Below are 18,316 nucleotides of genomic sequence, written 5' to 3' on the forward strand. Positions count from 1 at the left end.
CAGGAACAAGTTAAGGTCAACGCAAAACCTAACGTTTTGCTTTCCAGAATTTAAGCGCTTGTCGCTACCATAAAGCACTGAAAACACAGGATTAAAGGCGAGTACAATCATGTCCAAAAGTGACAAAGCAGGAAAAACAGGTTCTTACGTATACACCATGCACCGGCTGGGCAAAGTAGTGCCGCCGAAGCGGGAAATCCTCAAGAACATCTCCCTGTCGTTTTTCCCGGGCGCCAAGATCGGCGTTCTCGGCCTCAACGGTTCGGGCAAATCCACGCTGCTGAAGATCATGGCCGGGGTCGATACCGAGTTCAATGGCGAAGCACGGCCGATGCCGGACCTGAACATCGGCTACCTGCCGCAGGAACCGCAGCTCGACCCGGAAAAGACCGTGCGCGAAGTGGTCGAAGAGGCTGTCAGCGTGATCAAGAACGCCCAGGCGCGCCTGGACGAAGTCTATGCCGCCTATGCCGAACCAGACGCCGACTTCGACGCCCTGGCGGCCGAACAAGGCAAGCTTGAAGCCATTCTGCAGGCCTCCGATGGCCACAACCTGGAGCGCCAGCTGGAAGTCGCCGCCGACGCCCTGCGCCTGCCGGCGTGGGACGCCAAGGTTGCTGTGCTGTCCGGTGGCGAGAAGCGCCGCGTGGCGCTGTGCCGCCTGCTGCTGTCGGCCCCCGACATGCTGTTGCTGGACGAACCAACCAACCACCTGGACGCCGACTCGGTGGCCTGGCTGGAGCACTTCCTCCACGACTTCCCTGGCACCGTGGTGGCGATCACCCACGACCGTTACTTCCTGGATAACGTCGCCGGCTGGATTCTCGAACTCGACCGCGGTGCCGGCATTCCCTACGAGGGCAACTATTCCGGCTGGCTGGAAGCCAAATCCGAGCGTCTCGCCCAGGAATCCAAGCAGCAGTCGGCCCATGAAAAGGCCATGAAGGAAGAACTGGAGTGGGTGCGCAAGGGCGCCAAGGCCCGCCAGTCGAAGTCCAAGGCACGTCTGCAGCGCTTCGAGGAAATGCAGTCGCAGGAATTCCAGAAGCGCAGCGAAACCAACGAAATCTACATTCCGGTCGGCCCGCGCCTGGGCGACAAGGTCATCGAGTTCCACAACGTCAGCAAGGGGTATGGCGACCGCATGCTGATCGACAACCTGTCGTTCAGCATGCCCAAGGGCGCCATCGTCGGGGTGATCGGCGGCAACGGTGCCGGTAAGTCGACGCTGTTCCGCATGCTGATGGGCAAAGAGCAGCCGGATTCGGGCAGCATCGAGATCGGTGAAACCGTGCAGCTGGCCTGCGTCGACCAGAGCCGCGATGACCTCGACGGCAGCAAGAGCGTGTGGGAAGCCGTTTCCGGCGGTTCGGACATGATCCGCATCGGCAACTACGAGGTGCCGTCGCGCACCTATGTCGGCCGCTTCAACTTCAAGGGCGGCGACCAACAGAAGTTCGTCAAGGACCTCTCCGGTGGTGAGCGTGGCCGTCTGCATCTGGCCCTGACCCTGAAGGAAGGCGCCAACGTCTTGCTGCTCGACGAACCGTCCAACGACCTCGACGTCGAGACCCTGCGTTCGCTGGAAGAAGCGCTGCTCGATTTCCCTGGCGCCGCCATTGTGATCTCTCACGATCGCTGGTTCCTGGACCGCGTGGCGACTCACATCCTGGCGTACGAAGACGACTCGCACATCGAGTTCTTCGAGGGCAACTACACCGAGTACGAAGCCGACCGCAAGAAGCGCCTCGGCGACGCCGCCTCGCAACCGCACCGCGTGCGGCACAAGAAGCTGGCGTAAGCGTCAACGCGATACGACAACGGAGCCTCAGGGCTCCGTTTTTGTTGGTGAGCGGCTTAGGTCAGTGACAGCCGCCGGATTCCAGATCCTTGAGAATCGGGCAGTCCGGTCGCTGGTCGCCCTGACAATGCTCCATCAGTTCCTGCAGCGTGTCGCGCAGGCTGCTGAGCTCACCGATCTTGCGGTTCAGTTCTTCAATATGCCCGGCAGCCAGCGCCTTGACGTCGGCGCTGGCGCGTTGCCGGTCCTGCCAGAGCGTCAGCAGCTTGCCGACTTCATCAAGGGAAAACCCCAGGTCCCGCGCGCGCTTGATAAACGCCAGGCGATGCAGGTCCTGGGCGTTGTACTGGCGGTAGCCACTGTCCGTACGCCCGGCGGCCGGCAGCAGTTCGATGCGCTCGTAGTAGCGGATCATCTTGGCGCTAAGGCCGGTTTTCCGTGCAGCTTGGCCGATATTCATCAATACCTCCCAAAACGTCTGTCTTGTGTAGGTGGATGACGCCTTATCCATCCACCATCGCGATGGGGGTGAATAAAGCGTCAGCTACGCGCCCCGATCCTCCCTACGATCTAGGCGACGTGGATCGCCGCCAAGGCCGCTTCTGCGTCGTGACGTAGCCCGGATGCAACCCGGGGAAGCTGGCGCCTGTACAACCGCTCCCGGATTTCATCCGGGCTACAGCGCTTCCGGTTTCCAGCGTTTCAGCAGCAGGGCATTGCTCACCACGCACAGGCTCGACGCCGCCATGGCCGCGCCGGCGAGCATCGGGTTGAGCAGGCCGACGGCCGCGAGCGGAATGCCGATCAGGTTATAGATGAACGCCCAGAACAGGTTCTGGCGAATCTTGTCGTAGGTGCGCCGGCTGATATCCAGGGCAGCCGGCACCAGGCGTGGGTCGCCGCGCATCAGGGTGATGCCGGCCGCCTGCATGGCCACGTCGGTGCCGCTGCCCATGGCGATGCCGACATGCGCTGCGGCCAGGGCCGGAGCGTCGTTGATGCCGTCGCCGACCATGGCCACCACCGCGTCCTGACCCAGCTCGGCAATGATCGCGGCCTTGTCCGCCGGAAGCACTTCGGCATGCACCGAGTCGATCCGCAGAGTGCTGGCCACGGCGTTGGCGCTGCCCTTGTTGTCACCGCTGATCATGTGACTGCGAATCCCCAGTGCCTTGAGCTGGGCGACGGTTTCAGCGGCGCCAGGTTTGAGCGTATCGCCAAACGCGAACAGGCCGAGCACCTGAGGCTGGGGCGCCTGTTCGATCAGCCAGGACAGCGTGCGACCTTCGGCTTCCCAGGCCAGTGCGTCGGCGGCCAGGACGGGATTCTCCAGGCCCTGCTCATCAAGCATGCGCCTGTTGCCCAGGGCCAGCTGCCGCTCACCGACTTGCCCGGCGATGCCGCGCCCGGCCAGGGCCTGGCTGGCGCTGACGCTGGGCAGCTGCAGCTGGCGTTCAGTGCAGGCATCCAGCACTGCCTTGGCCAACGGGTGCTCGCTACCGCGTTGCAGGGCGCCGGCGAGTTGCAACAGGGTCGCCTCGTCGCCATCGACGGCGCGCAGGTGGGCGATCTGCGGGCTGCCAGACGTCAGGGTGCCGGTCTTGTCGAAGGCGACGGCCGTCACCCCATGGGCGACCTCCAGGGCTTCGGCGTTCTTGATCAGAATGCCGTGGCGCGCGGCCACTCCGGTGCCGGCCATGATCGCGGTCGGTGTGGCCAAGCCAAGGGCACAGGGGCAGGCGATGACCAGTACCGCGACCGCATTGAGCAGGGCGGTTTGCGCCGGTGCACCGAGCAGCAGCCAGCCGATCAAGGTGGCCAGGGCGATCAGTAGCACGGCCGGGACGAACACCTGGCTGACCTTGTCCACCAGTTTCTGGATCGGCGCCTTGGCGGCCTGAGCGTCCTCCACCAGGCGGATGATCTTCGCCAGCACGGTTTCGCCGCCCAGGGCGGTGGTCTCGATCAGGAGTCGACCTTCGCCGTTGATCGCGCCCGCGGTGACCGTATCGCCCGGCTGTTTGGGTTGCGGCAGGCTTTCGCCGCTGATCAGTGCTTCGTCGGCGTGGCTGCGGCCTTCCAGCACCTGGCCATCGACCGGAAAGCGTTCGCCCGGCTTGACCACCACCTGGTCGCCTAAGGCCAAAGCACTCAAGGCTACCAACTGCTCCTGGCCGTCTTTCAGACGCAGCGCCTGATCGGGGCGCAAGGCTTGCAGTGCGCGAATGGCGCTGGTGGTCTGGCGCTTGGCGCGGCTTTCCAGGTACTTGCCGAGCAGGATCAAGGCAATGATCACCGCCGAGGTTTCGAAATACAGGTGCGGCATGCTGCCGGCCGGCGCGACGGCCCATTGATAGAGGCTTAGGCCATAGCCCGCGCTGGTGCCAATGGCCACCAGCTGGTCCATGTTGCCGGCGCCCGCCCGCAGGGCGCGCCAGCCGGCGCGATAGAAGCGCGCGCCGAGCACGAATTGCACCGGCGTGGCCAGGGCGAACTGGACCCAGGGCGACAGCATCCAGTGGATGCCGACGAGGTCGAGCAACATCGGCAGCACCAGCGGTACGGCCAGCGCCAGGGCCAGCAGCAGCGCCCAGCGCTCACGGCGAAGCTGCCGTGCGGCGAAGTCCGGCGCGGCAGCGTCGGCATCCAGCAATTTCGCGTCATAGCCCGCGTGTGCAACCGCTTGCAGCAGCGTGTGCAGATCAGTACCGGGCGTAACACGCAGCTGGGCCTGCTCGTTGGCCAGGTTTACGCTGACCGCGAGCACGCCCGGCTGCTGCGCCAGGGCGCGCTCGACACGGCCGACGCAGCTGGCACACGTCATGCCGGCGATGGTCAGCTCCAGCCGCTCGCTCGGTACCTGATAGCCGGCTTTTTCGACCGCAGCGAGCACCTGCTTCAGGCTTTCTCGCGGCGCTTCGATGCGTGCCTGTTCGCTGGCCAGGTTGACGCTCACGCTGCGAACGTCTGGCACCTGACGCAGCGCACGCTCGACGCGGCCCGCGCAGCCGGCACAGGTCATGCCGCTGATCGGCAGGTCGAAGGTTGTAAGGCTGGACATGGGCGGTCCTCCGTTGAGTTCTGGAGCGGGGAGTTCCAGCACAGGATCAACCTTGCCACGCTGGCAAGGTCAAGCAGTTTAATCCCTTGACCTTGCCCTGGTAGAAAGGTTGAGACTGCGGTCATCCGCGTACCATGGTGGGTCATTCCATGGCGGCTCATTTATCAGGAGGTTGTTATGCAGGTATCTCAGGTTCACACATTTCGGGTCGACGGCATGACCTGTCAGCACTGCGTCAAGACCATCACCGCGGCGTTGATGGCGCGTGACCCGGCCGCTGAAGTAAAGGTCAAGTTTCCCGGTGGCGAGGTGCGGGTGACGAGCGTGATGTCGGCGGATGAGTTGATGGTCGCGATCGTCGAGCAGGGTTACGGCGTCAGCCTGGCATAAGTGCTGCGGCGCTTGGCCAGTCGCGAATCAACCCGCGAAAGCAGGCGTCGACCATCGGTGCGGTGTCGCTGAGCGGGTCGAACAGGTTGGGGTCGCGCGACCAGTCGTGAAACAGGCCAATCAGCAGCGCGTGCACCGACCGCGCAGCCAGGCGCGGGCTTAGCCCCGGCTGCAGGCGCGACTCGACGGTTGGCGCGCTGAACTGCTGTTCGCAGAGCGTGATGAACAGATTGATAAAGGCTTCGTGGCGCTCTTCGGCCTCGCGCAGCTCTTCGGTGAATTCGCAGCGGCGCAGCAGGATGGTGAAGATGCGTTTCTTCTGCGGGTCGCGGGCGAGGTTTTCGATGGCCTCGATGCAGAGCGCGCGCAGTGTCAGCAGCGGGTCGTGCTCAGGGCAGCCGCGCATGCGCTCGGCCAGTTGTTCGGGCGGCAGGCGTACCTGACCGAGCATGGCATTGAACAGGTGCGCCTTGTTGGCGAAGTGCCAATACACCGCGCCCCGCGTCACCCCGGCGTGGCGGGCGATGTGTTCCAGGCTGGTGTGCGCCACGCCTTTTTCCAGGAATAGCGTTTCGGCCGCCTCAAGGATGGCGTTACGGGTCTTCTCGGCGTCTTCTTTGGTTCGGCGCATGGCAGCAGGCGTATTTCTGACTAGGCTCAGGGCAAAGTGTAATGAAGTTAAGGGTAATGTTCTATTTACAAACACTCGTGTATGTAACTAGCATTGCCGGTCTCACACGCTGCGCCTTGCGTTCTCTCGGAGACACCCATGTTTTTCCCCCGTCGTCTGCCGGCCGCTGCCGGTTCTCTGCTGTTGCTCATGCTGGCTTCCCCGCTGTTCGCCGCCGACGCCCCGCCGGCGCCCGAGGTGGTCGTGGAAACCGTCAAGGCCGAGGCGTTGCCGCTGGAGCTTGAGTACTCCGCGCGTACCGCAGGTTTTCGCGAAGTGCAGGTGCGTGCCCAGGTCAGCGGTATCCTCCAGGAGCGTACCTATCTGGAAGGTAGCCAGGTCAAGAAGGGCCAGGTGATGTTCCGCATCGACCCGCGTACCTACCAGGCTGCGCTGAGCCGGGCCAAAGGCGCGCTGGCGCAGGAACAGGCGCGCTATCGGCAGACCGAACGTGACCTCAAGCGCATCCGCGAGCTGCAGAAAAAGGGCTTTGCCAGCGAGAGCGAGCTGGACAACGCCGTCTCCAACTTCGAGCAGAGCAAGGCGAACATCCAGGCCGCCGAAGCCGAGGTGCAGTCCAAGCAGATCGATCTCGACTACACCACGGTAAAAGCGCCGATCTCCGGGATCACCAGCAAGGAAACCGTTTCCGAAGGCAGCCTGATGGTGGCCGGCGATCCGAATGCCAGCCTGCTGAGCAACATCACCCAGCTCGACCCGATCTACGTCAACTTCGCCGCCCCGGATTCCGATGTGGAAAGCGTGCGCGCCGGCCTGCAGAACGGCAGCCTGGTGCTACCGGAAGACGGCAAGATGAGCGTGCAGATCAAGCTCGGCGACGGCAGCGTCTATCCGCTGGAAGGCAAGGTGGACTTCACCGACAGCCTGGTGGATCGCGGCACCGGTACTGTCAGCGCTCGCGCCGTGGTGCCCAATCCGGACGAGACGCTGTTGCCCGGCCAGTTCGTGCGGGTACAGGTCAAGGGCCTGAGCATCCCGAATGCCATGACCCTGCCTGAGCGCGCGGTATCCCAGGGGCCAGGCGGTACCTTTGTGTATGTGGTGGATGATGGCGGGGTGGCGCGTATGCGTCAGGTCACCACCGGGCACACGGCCAAAGGCCGCTGGGTGATTGTTTCCGGCATCAGCGCCGGTGATCGGGTGATCGTCGAGGGCCTGCCGAAGGTGCGCCCGGACAGCCCAGTGAAAGTTGCAGCGCCAGCCGCCAGCCAGTCCTAAGGAGGTCCCCGGTGATCTCTCGCTTCTTTATCGACCGCCCGGTATTTGCCGCGGTCATTTCGATCATCATCGTGCTGGCCGGCCTGATGGCCATGCGCACGCTGCCGATCGCCCAATACCCGCAGATCCTGCCGCCGCAGGTGTCGGTCAGCGCCAGCTACGCCGGGGCCAGCGCCCAGGTGATCGCCGAAACGGTGGCCGCGCCGCTGGAGCAGTCGATCAATGGCGTCGAGGGGATGATCTACCAGCAGTCCAACTCGGGCGGCAACGCCATGAGCCTGTCGGTGTATTTCGAGGTTGGCCGCGACCCCGATCAGGCCACCATCGACGTCAACAACCGCGTCCAGGCCGCCCTGGCCAAACTACCGGAAGAAGTCCGTCGGCAGGGCGTCAAGGTGCAGAAGAAGTCCTCGGACATTCTGCAGGTCGTGACCCTGTACTCGCCGGATGGCTCGCGCGATCCGGTGTACATCAGCAACTACGCGCTGATCAACGTGATCGACGAACTCAAGCGCCTGCCGGGCGTGGGCGATGTCAGCCAGTTCGGCTCGAAAGACTATTCCATGCGCATCTGGCTGCGCCCGGACAAGCTGGCGCAGTACAACCTGACGCCGACCGATGTGGTCAATTCGATCCGTGAGCAGAACTCGCAGTTCGCCGCCGGCAGCTTTGGCCAGCAGCCGCTCAAGCAGGAACAGGACTTCACATACACGGTGACCACCCAGGGCCGTTTCACCGACCCGAAAGAATTCGAGAACGTCATCCTGCGCACCGACGACACCGGTGCCAGCCTGTTGCTCAAGGATGTCGCGCGGATCGAGCTGGGGGCGCAGGACTACTCGCTGATGACCTCGCTCAACGGTCAGCAGAACGCCGCTTTCGGCGTGTACCTGCAGCCCGGCGCGAATGCCCTGGATACCGCCGAGGCGGTCAGCAAGACGCTGGCACGGCTGTCGAAGAATTTCCCCAGCGGCATGACCTACAAGGTGCCGTACGACACCACCAAATTCGTTCAGGTATCGATCAAGGAGGTGATCCACACCTTCTTCGAAGCCCTGATCCTGGTGGTGCTGGTGGTGTTCATCTTCCTGCAGAACTGGCGCGCCACGCTGATCCCGGTGCTGGCGATTCCGGTTTCGCTGGTCGGTACCTTCGCCGGTATGTACCTGCTCGGGTTCTCGATCAACCTGCTGACGCTGTTCGGTATGGTGCTGGCTATCGGCATCGTGGTGGACGATGCCATCGTGGTGATCGAAAACGTCGAGCGGGTGATGGCCACCGACAAGCTCGGCCCGCGCGAGGCGACCATCAAGGCCATGGAGGAAGTGACCGGGCCGATCATCGCCATCGTCCTGGTGCTCTGCGCGGTGTTCGTGCCGGTGGGCTTCCTCGGCGGCCTGGCCGGGGAGATGTATAAACAGTTCGCCATCACCATTGCCGTGTCGGTGGTGATCTCCGGCATCGTTGCCCTGACCCTCAGCCCGGCACTCTGCGCCTTGCTACTCAAGCCTGGGCATCACGAGCCGGCAGCGCCGTTCCGCGCCTTCAACCGGGTGTTCGACAAGCTGACCAGCGGCTATACCGCCGGCGTGCGCTTCTTCCTCAAGCGTTCGGCGGTGGGCCTGCTGCTGTTCGGCGCGATGATTGCGTTGATGGTGGTGCTGTTCAACCGGGTGCCCAGTTCCCTGGTGCCCAACGAGGACCAGGGCTATGTGATCAACGCCTACTTCCTGCCGCCCGCCGCGTCGTTGACCCGCACCGAGAAGCTGACCAGCGACGTGACCCAGCAACTGATGGATCACCCGGCGGTGCAGGATGTAGTGACCTTCGCCGGCTTCGACGTGCTGACTTTCGGCACCCGCAGCAATGCCGGGGTGTCCTTCGTGCCACTGAAAGACTGGAGCGAGCGCACCACGCCAGAGCTGGATGCGCGCAACCTGACCGGTGAATTCATGGGCATGGGCGCCGCGCAGAAAGACGGCGTGGTGATGAGTTTCAACCCGCCGCCGATTACCGGCATGAGCACCACCGGCGGTTTTGAAGGCTATATCCAGGATCGCAGCGGCGGCACCACCGCGCAGCTGGCCGAGAAGGTCCAGGCCTTCCTGGCGGCTGCGGCCAAGCGCCCGGAACTGGCCGGGGTGCAGAGCACCTTCAGCGCCAATGTGCCGCAGTACTTCATCGACCTGGACCGGACCAAGGCGCGCGCCCTGGGTGTGGCGGTGAATGATGTGTTCACCGCCATGCAGGCGACGTTCGGCAGCTACTACGTCAACGATTTCAGTCTGTATGGCCGTACCTTCCAGGTCAGCCTGCAGGCCGAGGCAGAGTTCCGCAGCCGGCCGGAAGACCTGTCCCAGGTCTATGTGCGGGCGGGCGGCGGCGAGCTGGTATCGCTGGCCAGCCTGGTCAAGGTCGAGCGGATTCTCGGCCCGGATACCTATGCCCGTTTCAACGTCTACCCGGCGGCGAAGATCCTCGGCGGGCCGGCGCCTGGCTACAGCTCCGGCCAGGCCCTGAGCGCGATTCAGGACGTGGCGGATGAAGTGCTGGGCAGCGACTACAGCATCGGCTGGACCGGCTCGGCCTTCCAGGAAGTGGCGTCGCAAGGCTCGGGTAGCAGTGCCTTCATCTTCGGTCTGATCATGGTGTTCCTGATCCTTGCTGCCCAGTACGAGCGCTGGACGCTGCCGCTGGCAGTGGTGACTGCGGTGCCGTTCGCGGTGTTCGGCGCGATCCTCGCGGTATGGCTGCGCGGCATCGAAAACGACCTGTACTTCCAGGTCGGCCTGGTCACCCTGATCGGCCTGGCGGCGAAGAACGCGATTCTGATCGTCGAGTTCGCCGTGCTCTGCCGACACCAGGGCATGGGCATCTTCGAGTCGGCGCTGGAGGCTTCGCGTCTGCGTTTCCGCCCAATCATCATGACCTCGCTGGCGTTCATCCTCGGCGTGGTACCGCTGGCGATCAGCTCAGGCGCAGGCTCGGCCAGCCGCCATTCGATCGGTACCGGGGTGATCGGCGGCATGCTCGCGGCGACCTTCCTGGCGATCTTCCTGATTCCGATGTTCTACCTGCTGGTGGAATCGCTGGCGGAGAAAATCGGCAAAAGCCGGAAAAAGACCGATACACCGGTTTGATCCTTGCGCCTAAGGGCAACAGGCGCAGGTTGGTTTGAGTTCGCCTCAACCAGCCTGCGACCAGTTGCCACGCGGGGTTTCGCCCTGACAGGCCTTTTGAGTTTTCCCGCTGTTCGCTGTGATTATTTTTCTGGATACCCATGCCGTTACGTCTTCTGTTGATTCTTGGCGCGTTAAGCGCGTTTGGTCCGCTGGCCATCGATTTCTATCTGCCCAGTTTCCCGACCCTGGCCCAGGTCTTCGTCACCGATATCGAACACGTGCAGCTGTCGCTGGCGGCGTATTTCGTCGGCCTGGCGATCGGCCAGCTGCTCTACGGTCCGCTGGCTGATCGTTTTGGTCGGCGCAAGCCATTGCTCGCGGGCGTAAGCCTGTTCACCCTGGCTTCGCTGGCCTGCGCGTTGGCGCCGAGCCTGGAGTGGCTGATCGCGGCGCGCTTCGTTCAGGCCCTGGGCGGGTGCGCGGGCATGGTCGTGTCGCGGGCCGTGGTGCGTGACCTGTGCGATCCGATCACCTCGGCCAAGGTGTTTTCCCAGTTGATGCTGGTGATGGGCCTGGCGCCGATTCTTGCGCCGCTGGCGGGCGGTATCCTGCTGAGCAGTTTCGGCTGGCCATCGATCTTCCTCTGCCTGACCCTGTTTAGCGCGCTGTGCCTGATCGGCGTTGCCCTGTGGCTGCCGGAAACCCTGTCGACCGCAACGCCGGTCGCGCCATTACGTGGTGCGCTCGGCGAGTACCGTCGGCTGTTCGGCGATCTGCCGTTTCTCGGGTATGCGTTGAGCGGCGGCTTTGCCATGGCGGGCATGTTCGCCTACATCGCGGGCTCGCCGTTTGTTTTCATCGAGCTTTATGGGGTGTCGCCCGAGCACTACGGCTGGCTGTTCGGCAGCAATGCGCTGGGCTTCATTCTGGTGGCCCAGCTGAATGCCTGGCTGGTGGCGCGGCACGGACCGAGCTACTGGCTGAACCGCATCGTCTGGTTCTACCTGGCCTGTGCGCTGGTTCTGTTGCTGGTTGCGGCGACCAAGCCCGTGGCGCTCTGGCCGTTGCTCATTCCGCTATTTGGTTGCATCGCCTGCCTGGGCATCCTGCTGCCGAATGCATCGGCCTGCGCCATGGCCGGTCAGGGTCGACATGCCGGCAGTGCATCGGCCTTGCTGGGCAGTTTGCAGTTCGCCATCGCCGCCAGTGCCGCCGCCGTGGTGGCCGCATTGCATGACGGCAGCGCATTGCCGATGGCGTTGGTGATTTTTTGCTGCGGCGCGCTTGCGGTGTTGTTTTCGTGCTTTACCCGCTGGGCCGAGCGGCGCCCGATAGCAACGCCATAAGCGCTAGCCGGCGATGCGTTGGGCGGGTAGGGGCAGTGGGTGCGGCGCCTTCAGGCGCGTTTCCAGGGTGCTGATGAATTGCTGGGCTTCACTCTCGCTGCGAAAGGTCACGCTGTGCTTGTCGACATGCACTTGCCAGCATTGGACGTTCGCTCGAAGCACGGGCTGAATCGAAATCCTCATGGCACTACCTCCGGGAAGAGAGATGTTGAGTGTAGTCCGCGGTTGTGAAGCTTCTCTTACACCGACCGATGGTAAGCCGCCAGGCAGTCACTGCGTTAAAACGGCCAGTGCGCACGCGTGCACGTGGCACCTAAGCGGTGCTCAGCGTACACGCCGAGCCCACCGTTAGGCTCAGAAGCCCTCAAGTACCACCTTGCCACGGGCTTTGCCGCTTTCCAGCACAGCGTGAGCGCGGCGCAGATTGGCTGCATCAATGCGGCCCAAATGCTCGCCCAGGGTTGTCTTCAACGTGCCGGCATCGACTAGCGTTGCGACTCGCTCCAGCAGGTTGTGCTGCTCAACCATGTCATCGGTTTCGAACAGCGAACGGGTAAACATCAGTTCCCAGTGCAGCGACAGGCTCTTGCGTTTGAGCTTCCTTACATCCAGCGGTTGCAGCGGGTCGTCGATCAGCGCCAGACGACCTTGCGGGGCCAGCGCTTCGATCAGCTGGTCGAAGTGCTGGTCGGTCTGCGTCAGGCTGGCGACATGAGTCACCTGAGCAATACCGATGCGTTTGAGTTCGGCGCTGAGCGGCTGGCTGTGATCGATTACATGGTGCGCACCGAGTTCACGCACCCAATCCTGAGTCTCGGGGCGCGAGGCCGTGCCGATTACGGTTAGCCCGGTGAGCTGGCGTGCCAGCTGGACGAGGATCGACCCTACGCCACCTGCCGCGCCCACGATCAGCAAACTCTGACCCTGGTCGGTACTGCCCTGACTGACCTGCAAGCGCTCGAACAGCAACTCCCAAGCCGTAATAGCGGTCAGTGGCAGCGCGGCTGCTTCGGCGTATGACAGGCTGCTGGGCATATGGCCGACGATGCGTTCGTCCACCGCATGCAACTCGCTATTGGCCCCTGAGCGGTTGATCGCGCCGGCGTAATACACCCGGTCGCCGGGTTGAAACAGGGTGACCTCGGGACCGATCGCCTTGACGATGCCGGCAGCGTCCCAGCCAAGCACCTTGGGTTCGCCGTGTTCGGGGGCGACGTTGCGGCGGATCTTGGTGTCCACTGGATTGACCGAAATGGCCTTGACCTCGACCAGCAGATCGCGCGGGCCAGGCGTTGGCGCCGGCAGTTCAACATCCTGCAGGGCGTCAGCGTGGTCGGCGGGCAGGGACTGGTAATAGGCGACAGCTTTCATGAGGACGCTCCTTAGAGAATACGGTGCATTAATTGATGATCGACCTGTTCCAGCAGGCTGCCGCAGGTTCCGCCGAAGTGCAGAAAATGTGCGGTCTGCTGATGCGCGCTCAGGGCGGCGGCGTCCTGCCATTGCTCGATCATGCTGAACACCTGTGGGTTGTCCTGATGACGGTGCAGGTTGTATTGCAGGCAACCAGCTTCCGCCTGGCTGGGCGGCACCAGTTGGCGCAGGCCGGCTTCAACCGCCTCGGCTTGGCCGGGGCGGGCGGTGATAGTGGCGATCAGGGTGAGTGGGCTCGACATGGCTGGGCTCCGGTTCAAGATGTGGCCATGCTCGGTTATTTGATTGACGAGAAAAACCGCCGGCTACTAGAGTCTCTTTCAATATTTTTTTGATAATGAATCGCCATGCTGCGTTTTGATGATTTGCAGTTGTTCGTCTCGACCGCCGATCTGGGCAACCTCTCGGCGGCGGCGCGGCGTCTGGATATTTCTCCGGCGGTGGCCAGTGCCGCGCTTAAACGCCTGGAGCAGCAACTGCAGGTGCGCCTGTTCAGCCGCTCCACCCGTAGCCTGCGGCCTACGCCGGAGGGCGAGCTGTTTCTCGGTCATGCGCGTCTGGCCCTGCAGAGCCTGGATGACGGCCGGCAGCAATTGGCCGGGAGCAAGGTCGGCATCAGCGGGCCGCTGCAGCTGTCCGCGCCATCGGACTTTGGCCGTAACACCTTGCTGCCCTGGCTGGATGAGTTTCAACAGGCGCATCCGCAATTGCAGTTGCGCCTGCTGCTCGGTGATCGCGTGGCCGATCTGTTCCGCGAACCGGTGGACATCGCCCTGCGCTATGGCGCACCGGAGGATTCCAGCCTGGTTGCCCTGCCCGTGGCTGCGCTGAATAGGCGCGTGTTATGCGCTGCGCCGCAGTACTTGCAAGCGCATGGCGTGCCGCAATCAGTGGAAGCGCTGGCGGGGCACAACTGCCTGCTCTATATGCTCGGCGGCCGTGTGCATGACCGCTGGCGCTTCAGCGATGGCAAGCGTGAGCAGGGCATCAGCGTCAAGGGCGACCGGGTCAGTGACGACGCCGATGTAGTGCGGCGCTGGGCGGTGAGTGGCGCCGGGCTGGTGTACAAATCCTGGCTGGATGTGGCCGGCGACGTGCGTGCCGGGCGGCTGCAGGTGTTGTTGCCCGAGCTGCGTGGTGAGCCGACGCCGCTCAACCTGATCTGCGCGCACCGTGCGCAACTGAGTAAGCCGGTGTTGCTGCTGCGTGAGTTCGTGCAAGCACGCTGTGCAGAGTTGTTGGCGGATGCGCGCTGGCCGAACTAAGATTCCCGCCAGCGCGCTGCGGCAATCCATCGCAGTGCTGCTGCGTCATATGCGCCCCAGAGCAATGCTAGAGTCGCGCCCCATGAAATTGACCCCTACTGATCGTCGCCTGCTGGCCTGGATGCTGTATTTCAGCGTTCTGTTCAGTGCGTTCGCCTGCAGTATTGGTCACGGCCAGATGGCCGGTCTGCAGCTCAGCGGGCTGAGCAGCCAGTACTGCTCCTTCGAAGGCAACTTCGGCGCCGGTGCCGACCTGGATGGCTCCGGCGTGGTTGCGCCCAATCCCGCTACCGGCTCCGGTTGTTCTCTGAGCTCCACGTTCAGCGCGATCATTCTCGCGGCGCTCTTTGGCCTGCTGGGCTTGCTAGCCCCTAGCCGCGCGCCACTGCTGACCGTCTTCTTCACCCCGCGACCTGTCCGCTATCTCTGGCCTTCGGCCAATCCCCGCGCGTCCCCCGTTCTGGCTTGAGTTGCCCTGCTGCGGCAGCCGTTGTTTGCCGCGCGTATTACTTGAGACCAGATAAAAAACTGCGTTTTTCGGTGTCAAAAGCCTGCATTTCGGCGGCACTCGATAAGCCGATATTGGGGAAATTCATGCGTCAGATATCCGTAGTCAAACTGCAGAGCCGCAGCGTGGTCGGCCAGCAGCACGCCGCACTGGTGATCACCGGCGGAGGTGTGCAATGAAGCCGCCGACCCCATCGTTCTACAACCTGGCCTGGCGCTGGCATTTCTATGCCGGGCTGTTTGTCATTCCGTTTCTGATCATGCTGGCGCTGACCGGCATCATCTACCTGTTCAAGCCGCAGCTGGATCAGCTGATGTATGCCGATCTGTTGCAGGTGTCGCCCGCTCACCAGCAGCTTTCCGCTGATCAGCAGTTGGCGGCGGTGACCCAGGCTTATCCGCGGGCGAGCGTCGAGCAGTACCTGCCCCCGCCGTCGCCGGAAAGCAGCGCGCAGTTCGTGGTCGCCGACGGCCAGCAGCGCCTCAATCTGTTCGTCGACCCTTATCGTGGCGAACTTCTCGGCAGTCAGGACGCAGTCAGCAATCTGCAGGCGATCGCGCGCAAGCTGCATGGCGATCTGTTGATCGGCACGCTCGGTGATCGGCTGATCGAGCTGGCCGCTGGCTGGGCCATCGTGCTGGTGATCTCCGGGCTTTATCTGTGGTGGCCGCGGGGGAGCAGTGGAGCTGGCGTGTGGTGGCCGCGCCTCGGCAGTCGCGGCCGTCAGTTCTGGCGCGACCTGCACGCGGTAACGGGGTTCTGGGGCGCACTGGTTCTGCTGCTGATGCTGCTCACCGGCATGACCTGGACCGGGTTCTGGGGCGCGCAGTTTGCCGGTGCCTGGAATCACTTCCCGGCAGCGATGTGGACCGATGTGCCGCAATCCGGGCAATTGACCCGCAGCCTCAACGACAGCAGCAAGCAGACCGTGGCCTGGGCCGCGGAGACTTTGCCGCTGCCGGCATCAGATCCGCATGCCGCACACAAGGGTCACAGCGCAGAAGGTACGGTGCAGAGCGAATTGCCGGCGCCACGGATCGGCCTGCAGCACGTCGTCGATGTGGCTGCCGCGCGCGGCGTGCATGCGGGTTACAGCATCACGTTGCCGGTTGGTGCGCAGGGCGTATACAGCATTGCCTTGTTTGCTGACGATCCGCGCAACGACGCTACCCTGCACCTCGACCAGTACAGCGGTGCGGTGCTGGCCGATGTGCGCTGGAAGGACTATGGCGCGGTCGCGAAAACCGTGGAAACCGGGGTCAAGCTGCATGAAGGCAAGTTGTTTGGCTGGGCCAATCAGCTGCTGATGCTGGTGGTCTGCCTGATGGTGCTGCTCAGCGCGATCAGCGGCTGGTTGATGTGGTGGAAGCGCCGCCCCGCCGGAAGTTTCGGCGTACCGCCGCTGCGGCATGACCTGCCGCGCTGGAAAACTGCGATCGTGATCATGCTGGGGCTCGGTGTCGCCTTTCCGCTGGTGGGCGCCTCCTTGCTGGCGATAGGCGCGCTGGAGTGGGCATTGGCGCGCCTCAAGCCCCGCGCTGTGCTGCGTGAGAGCTAATGAATATAACTTACGTCGTTATCTGTTCTTGTTCTGGAGAATCGTCATGTTGAGAAATATTTTGCTGTGTATCTTGCTGACCTTGAGCCCGTTTGCGGTTGCTCACGACCATGGCGCTGGTGATATACGAATCGAACAGCCGTGGTCCCGTGAAATGCCGCCGGTGGCGCCGACCGCGGCCGTCTATTTCGTCGTGCACAATGCCGGCAGCGAGGCGGATCGCTTGCTCCAGGTGGAAACCCCGGTCGCCGGAAAAGCCGAAATGCACGAGCACCTGCATGCCGATGGCGTGATGAAGATGCAGCAGGTGCAAGAGGTAGCGATCCCGTCAGGTGGCGAGGTCGCCTTCATGCCGATGGGCTATCACGTCATGCTGTTCGATCTGAAGCAGCAGGCGAGAAATGGTGAACGCTTCCCCCTGACCCTGACATTCGAGCGGGCGGGAGAGGTGGCGATCGAGGTGGTGGTGTTGAGTCAGCCGCCTGCCGAGAGCACCGGCCACGCGCATTGATCGGCCTGCTTATGACTGGTGCGCGTCGGCGTTGCCATCAGGCCGATGCGCGAGGTCACTGTCACGGCGGCATCAGTCAATGCCGAGTTTTTTCAGCCGATAGCGCATAGAACGGAAGGTTAGACCGAGGCGTTGTGCGGCCGCGGTGCGGTTCCAGCGAGTCTCTTCGAGCGCCTGCATGATCAGTTTGCGCTCGATGTCCTCAAGGTAGTCTTCCAGGTTGTCGATCTGCGCCAGGCTGGCGTCGCCGCCCTCGGACGGGCCGCTGGCGTCGGCCAGGCGCAGGTCGCCCGCCGTGATCTGGTCGTCCTCGCACAGGGTATAGGCGCGCTCGAGCATGTTTTCCAGCTCGCGCACGTTGCCAGGGAAACGGTAACTCTTGAGCTTTTCCAGGGCGTCGGGGTCGAGTTTGGCCGGGGTCATGCCGGGGCCGACCGCCAGGCGTTTGAGCATAACGTCGGCAAGCAGGGCGATGTCTTCGCGACGCTCGCGTAGCGAGGGGACGCGTAACTCGATGACATTCAGGCGGTAGTAGAGGTCCTGGCGGAAACGCCCGGCGGCGACTTCCGCGGCGAGGTCCTTGTGGGTGGCGCAGAGGATGCGCACATCGACGACGATCTCCTGCTGGCCGCCCACGGCGCGCACGGCTTTTTCCTGGATCGCGCGCAGCAGCTTGACCTGCATTGGCAGCGGCAGGTCCGCCACTTCATCGAGAAACAGCGTGCCACCGTTGGCGGCTTGGAACAGGCCCTGCTTGTCTTCGATGGCGCCGGTGAAGCTGCCGCGCTTGTGGCCGAAGAATTCGCTTTCCATCAACTCGGTGGGGATCGCGCCGCAGTTGACCGGCACGAACAGCTGTTCGCTGCGCGGGCCCTGATCATGAATCAGGCGGGCCACCAGTTCCTTGCCGCTGCCGGATTCGCCGCTGATGTACACCGGCGCCTGGCTGCGGGCGAGCTTGTAGATCTGCTTGCGCAGCGCGCGCATCGGCGGCGAGTCGCCCAGCAAACGGCTGTCCAGCGGCGCCTCATCGCCCTGGGCAGAGTGCAGGCGCAGCGCGGCGTTGACCAGCTCGCGCAGGCGACCGAGGTCGACTGGCTTGGTCAGAAAATCGAACGCGCCAGCCTTGAGCGCGTTGATCGCGGTGTCGAGGCTGCCGTACGCGGTGATCATCGCCACCGGCACCTGGGGGTGGCGTTGCTGAATGTACTGCACCAGGTCCATGCCGGTGCCGTCGGGCAGGCGCATGTCGGTCAGGCACAGGTCGAACGGTTCCTTGGCCAGCCATTCGCGCGCTTCCTTGACGTTGCGAGCGCTGCGGGTATCGAGCTTCATCCGGCCCAGGGTTATTTCCAGGAGTTCGCGGATATCGGGTTCGTCATCGACGATCAAGGCTCTCTGGCGGGTCATG

General features: G+C 63.5%; 16 protein-coding genes. 9 read left to right on the forward strand and 7 right to left on the reverse strand.

The genetic code is table 11. The annotated features are described in order from the left end of the window. The first annotated feature begins 109 nt into the window (after nt 1–109). On the forward strand, nt 110–1,801 hold the full coding sequence (ettA, locus tag ACX0MV_RS04485; RefSeq protein ID WP_458981283.1) for an energy-dependent translational throttle protein EttA: 1,692 nt from the start codon (nt 110–112) through the stop codon (nt 1,799–1,801). Nucleotides 1,802–1,862: 61 nt separating this feature from the next. Here the strand turns inward: ettA and cueR are convergent, their stop codons facing one another. Together cueR and ACX0MV_RS04495 are read right to left on the reverse strand one after the other, a co-directional pair. Further along, entirely contained in the window at nt 1,863–2,261 is a 399-nt protein-coding gene (gene cueR, locus ACX0MV_RS04490) for a Cu(I)-responsive transcriptional regulator (protein WP_458981284.1), read from the reverse strand. 216 nt (nt 2,262–2,477) lie between these two features. Beyond that, nucleotides 2,478–4,862, reverse strand: a complete 2,385-nt coding sequence (locus ACX0MV_RS04495) for a heavy metal translocating P-type ATPase (protein WP_458981285.1) — start codon at nt 4,860–4,862, stop codon at nt 2,478–2,480. Nucleotides 4,863–5,039: 177 nt separating this feature from the next. On the opposite strand from ACX0MV_RS04495, the gene ACX0MV_RS04500 reads away from it, so the two are divergent. Further along, on the forward strand, nt 5,040–5,252 hold the full coding sequence (locus ACX0MV_RS04500; RefSeq protein WP_458981286.1) for a heavy-metal-associated domain-containing protein: 213 nt from the start codon (nt 5,040–5,042) through the stop codon (nt 5,250–5,252). Here ACX0MV_RS04500 and ACX0MV_RS04505 read toward each other — a convergent pair. Continuing rightward, entirely contained in the window at nt 5,239–5,883 is a 645-nt protein-coding gene (locus ACX0MV_RS04505) for a TetR family transcriptional regulator (RefSeq protein WP_458981287.1), read from the reverse strand. The two genes, ACX0MV_RS04500 and ACX0MV_RS04505, sit on opposite strands and share 14 nt — an antisense overlap. A gap of 138 nt (nt 5,884–6,021) precedes the next feature. On the opposite strand from ACX0MV_RS04505, the gene ACX0MV_RS04510 reads away from it, so the two are divergent. From ACX0MV_RS04510 to ACX0MV_RS04520, 3 genes are all read left to right on the forward strand, one after another. Then, entirely contained in the window at nt 6,022–7,161 is a 1,140-nt protein-coding gene (locus ACX0MV_RS04510) for an efflux RND transporter periplasmic adaptor subunit (protein ID WP_458981288.1), read from the forward strand. Nucleotides 7,162–7,172: 11 nt separating this feature from the next. Next, nucleotides 7,173–10,301 carry an efflux RND transporter permease subunit gene (locus ACX0MV_RS04515; protein WP_458981289.1) on the forward strand — a complete coding sequence of 1,043 codons (3,129 nt, stop codon included), beginning with the start codon at nt 7,173–7,175 and terminating at the stop codon, nt 10,299–10,301. Nucleotides 10,302–10,441: 140 nt separating this feature from the next. Beyond that, complete coding sequence (locus tag ACX0MV_RS04520) at nt 10,442–11,629, forward strand: Bcr/CflA family multidrug efflux MFS transporter (protein WP_458981290.1); 1,188 nt, start codon at nt 10,442–10,444, stop codon at nt 11,627–11,629. Nucleotides 11,630–11,632: 3 nt separating this feature from the next. On the opposite strand, the gene ACX0MV_RS04525 is transcribed toward ACX0MV_RS04520, so the two are convergent. From ACX0MV_RS04525 to ACX0MV_RS04535, 3 genes are all read right to left on the reverse strand, one after another. Then, on the reverse strand, nt 11,633–11,812 hold the full coding sequence (locus ACX0MV_RS04525) for a hypothetical protein (protein WP_458981291.1): 180 nt from the start codon (nt 11,810–11,812) through the stop codon (nt 11,633–11,635). Nucleotides 11,813–11,983: 171 nt separating this feature from the next. Beyond that, nucleotides 11,984–13,000, reverse strand: coding sequence for a zinc-binding alcohol dehydrogenase family protein (locus tag ACX0MV_RS04530; protein WP_458981292.1), 1,017 nt, complete (start codon nt 12,998–13,000; stop codon nt 11,984–11,986). 11 nt (nt 13,001–13,011) lie between these two features. Continuing rightward, a complete protein-coding gene (locus ACX0MV_RS04535; RefSeq protein WP_458981293.1) occupies nt 13,012–13,305 on the reverse strand; it encodes a putative quinol monooxygenase in 294 nt (97 codons plus the stop codon). A 105-nt stretch (nt 13,306–13,410) separates the two neighbouring features. Between ACX0MV_RS04535 and ACX0MV_RS04540 the strand changes: the two genes are divergently transcribed. From ACX0MV_RS04540 to ACX0MV_RS04555, 4 genes are all read left to right on the forward strand, one after another. Then, on the forward strand, nt 13,411–14,328 hold the full coding sequence (locus tag ACX0MV_RS04540; RefSeq protein ID WP_458981294.1) for a LysR family transcriptional regulator: 918 nt from the start codon (nt 13,411–13,413) through the stop codon (nt 14,326–14,328). 82 nt (nt 14,329–14,410) lie between these two features. Next, nucleotides 14,411–14,797 carry a DUF2946 domain-containing protein gene (locus ACX0MV_RS04545; RefSeq protein ID WP_458981295.1) on the forward strand — a complete coding sequence of 129 codons (387 nt, stop codon included), beginning with the start codon at nt 14,411–14,413 and terminating at the stop codon, nt 14,795–14,797. A gap of 214 nt (nt 14,798–15,011) precedes the next feature. Continuing rightward, nucleotides 15,012–16,394, forward strand: a complete 1,383-nt coding sequence (locus ACX0MV_RS04550) for a PepSY-associated TM helix domain-containing protein (protein ID WP_458981296.1) — start codon at nt 15,012–15,014, stop codon at nt 16,392–16,394. Between the two features lie 46 nt (nt 16,395–16,440). Further along, nucleotides 16,441–16,905: a copper chaperone PCu(A)C gene (locus ACX0MV_RS04555; RefSeq protein ID WP_458981297.1), complete on the forward strand. Its 465-nt coding sequence runs from the start codon at nt 16,441–16,443 to the stop codon at nt 16,903–16,905. A gap of 72 nt (nt 16,906–16,977) precedes the next feature. On the opposite strand, the gene ACX0MV_RS04560 is transcribed toward ACX0MV_RS04555, so the two are convergent. Beyond that, entirely contained in the window at nt 16,978–18,315 is a 1,338-nt protein-coding gene (locus tag ACX0MV_RS04560; RefSeq protein ID WP_458981298.1) for a sigma-54-dependent transcriptional regulator, read from the reverse strand. Nucleotide 18,316 lies beyond the last annotated feature (1 nt).

It is taken from the genome of Pseudomonas cistanchae (assembly GCF_054483635.1).

What these genes read in the sequence shown, in the direction of transcription:
- ACX0MV_RS04535 (WP_458981293.1), bottom strand. Translation starts at nt 13,305, where the DNA reads ATGTCGAGCCCACTCACCCTGATCGCCACTATCACCGCCCGCCCCGGC.
- ACX0MV_RS04505 (WP_458981287.1), bottom strand. Translation starts at nt 5,883, where the DNA reads ATGCGCCGAACCAAAGAAGACGCCGAGAAGACCCGTAACGCCATCCTT.
- ACX0MV_RS04540 (WP_458981294.1), top strand. Translation starts at nt 13,411, where the DNA reads ATGCTGCGTTTTGATGATTTGCAGTTGTTCGTCTCGACCGCCGATCTG.
- ACX0MV_RS04530 (WP_458981292.1), bottom strand. Translation starts at nt 13,000, where the DNA reads ATGAAAGCTGTCGCCTATTACCAGTCCCTGCCCGCCGACCACGCTGAC.
- ACX0MV_RS04525 (WP_458981291.1), bottom strand. Translation starts at nt 11,812, where the DNA reads ATGAGGATTTCGATTCAGCCCGTGCTTCGAGCGAACGTCCAATGCTGG.
- ACX0MV_RS04545 (WP_458981295.1), top strand. Translation starts at nt 14,411, where the DNA reads ATGAAATTGACCCCTACTGATCGTCGCCTGCTGGCCTGGATGCTGTAT.
- ACX0MV_RS04520 (WP_458981290.1), top strand. Translation starts at nt 10,442, where the DNA reads ATGCCGTTACGTCTTCTGTTGATTCTTGGCGCGTTAAGCGCGTTTGGT.
- ACX0MV_RS04510 (WP_458981288.1), top strand. Translation starts at nt 6,022, where the DNA reads ATGTTTTTCCCCCGTCGTCTGCCGGCCGCTGCCGGTTCTCTGCTGTTG.
- ACX0MV_RS04555 (WP_458981297.1), top strand. Translation starts at nt 16,441, where the DNA reads ATGTTGAGAAATATTTTGCTGTGTATCTTGCTGACCTTGAGCCCGTTT.
- ACX0MV_RS04500 (WP_458981286.1), top strand. Translation starts at nt 5,040, where the DNA reads ATGCAGGTATCTCAGGTTCACACATTTCGGGTCGACGGCATGACCTGT.
- ACX0MV_RS04550 (WP_458981296.1), top strand. Translation starts at nt 15,012, where the DNA reads ATGAAGCCGCCGACCCCATCGTTCTACAACCTGGCCTGGCGCTGGCAT.
- ACX0MV_RS04495 (WP_458981285.1), bottom strand. Translation starts at nt 4,862, where the DNA reads ATGTCCAGCCTTACAACCTTCGACCTGCCGATCAGCGGCATGACCTGT.
- cueR (WP_458981284.1), bottom strand. Translation starts at nt 2,261, where the DNA reads ATGAATATCGGCCAAGCTGCACGGAAAACCGGCCTTAGCGCCAAGATG.
- ACX0MV_RS04560 (WP_458981298.1), bottom strand. Translation starts at nt 18,315, where the DNA reads ATGACCCGCCAGAGAGCCTTGATCGTCGATGACGAACCCGATATCCGC.
- ettA (WP_458981283.1), top strand. Translation starts at nt 110, where the DNA reads ATGTCCAAAAGTGACAAAGCAGGAAAAACAGGTTCTTACGTATACACC.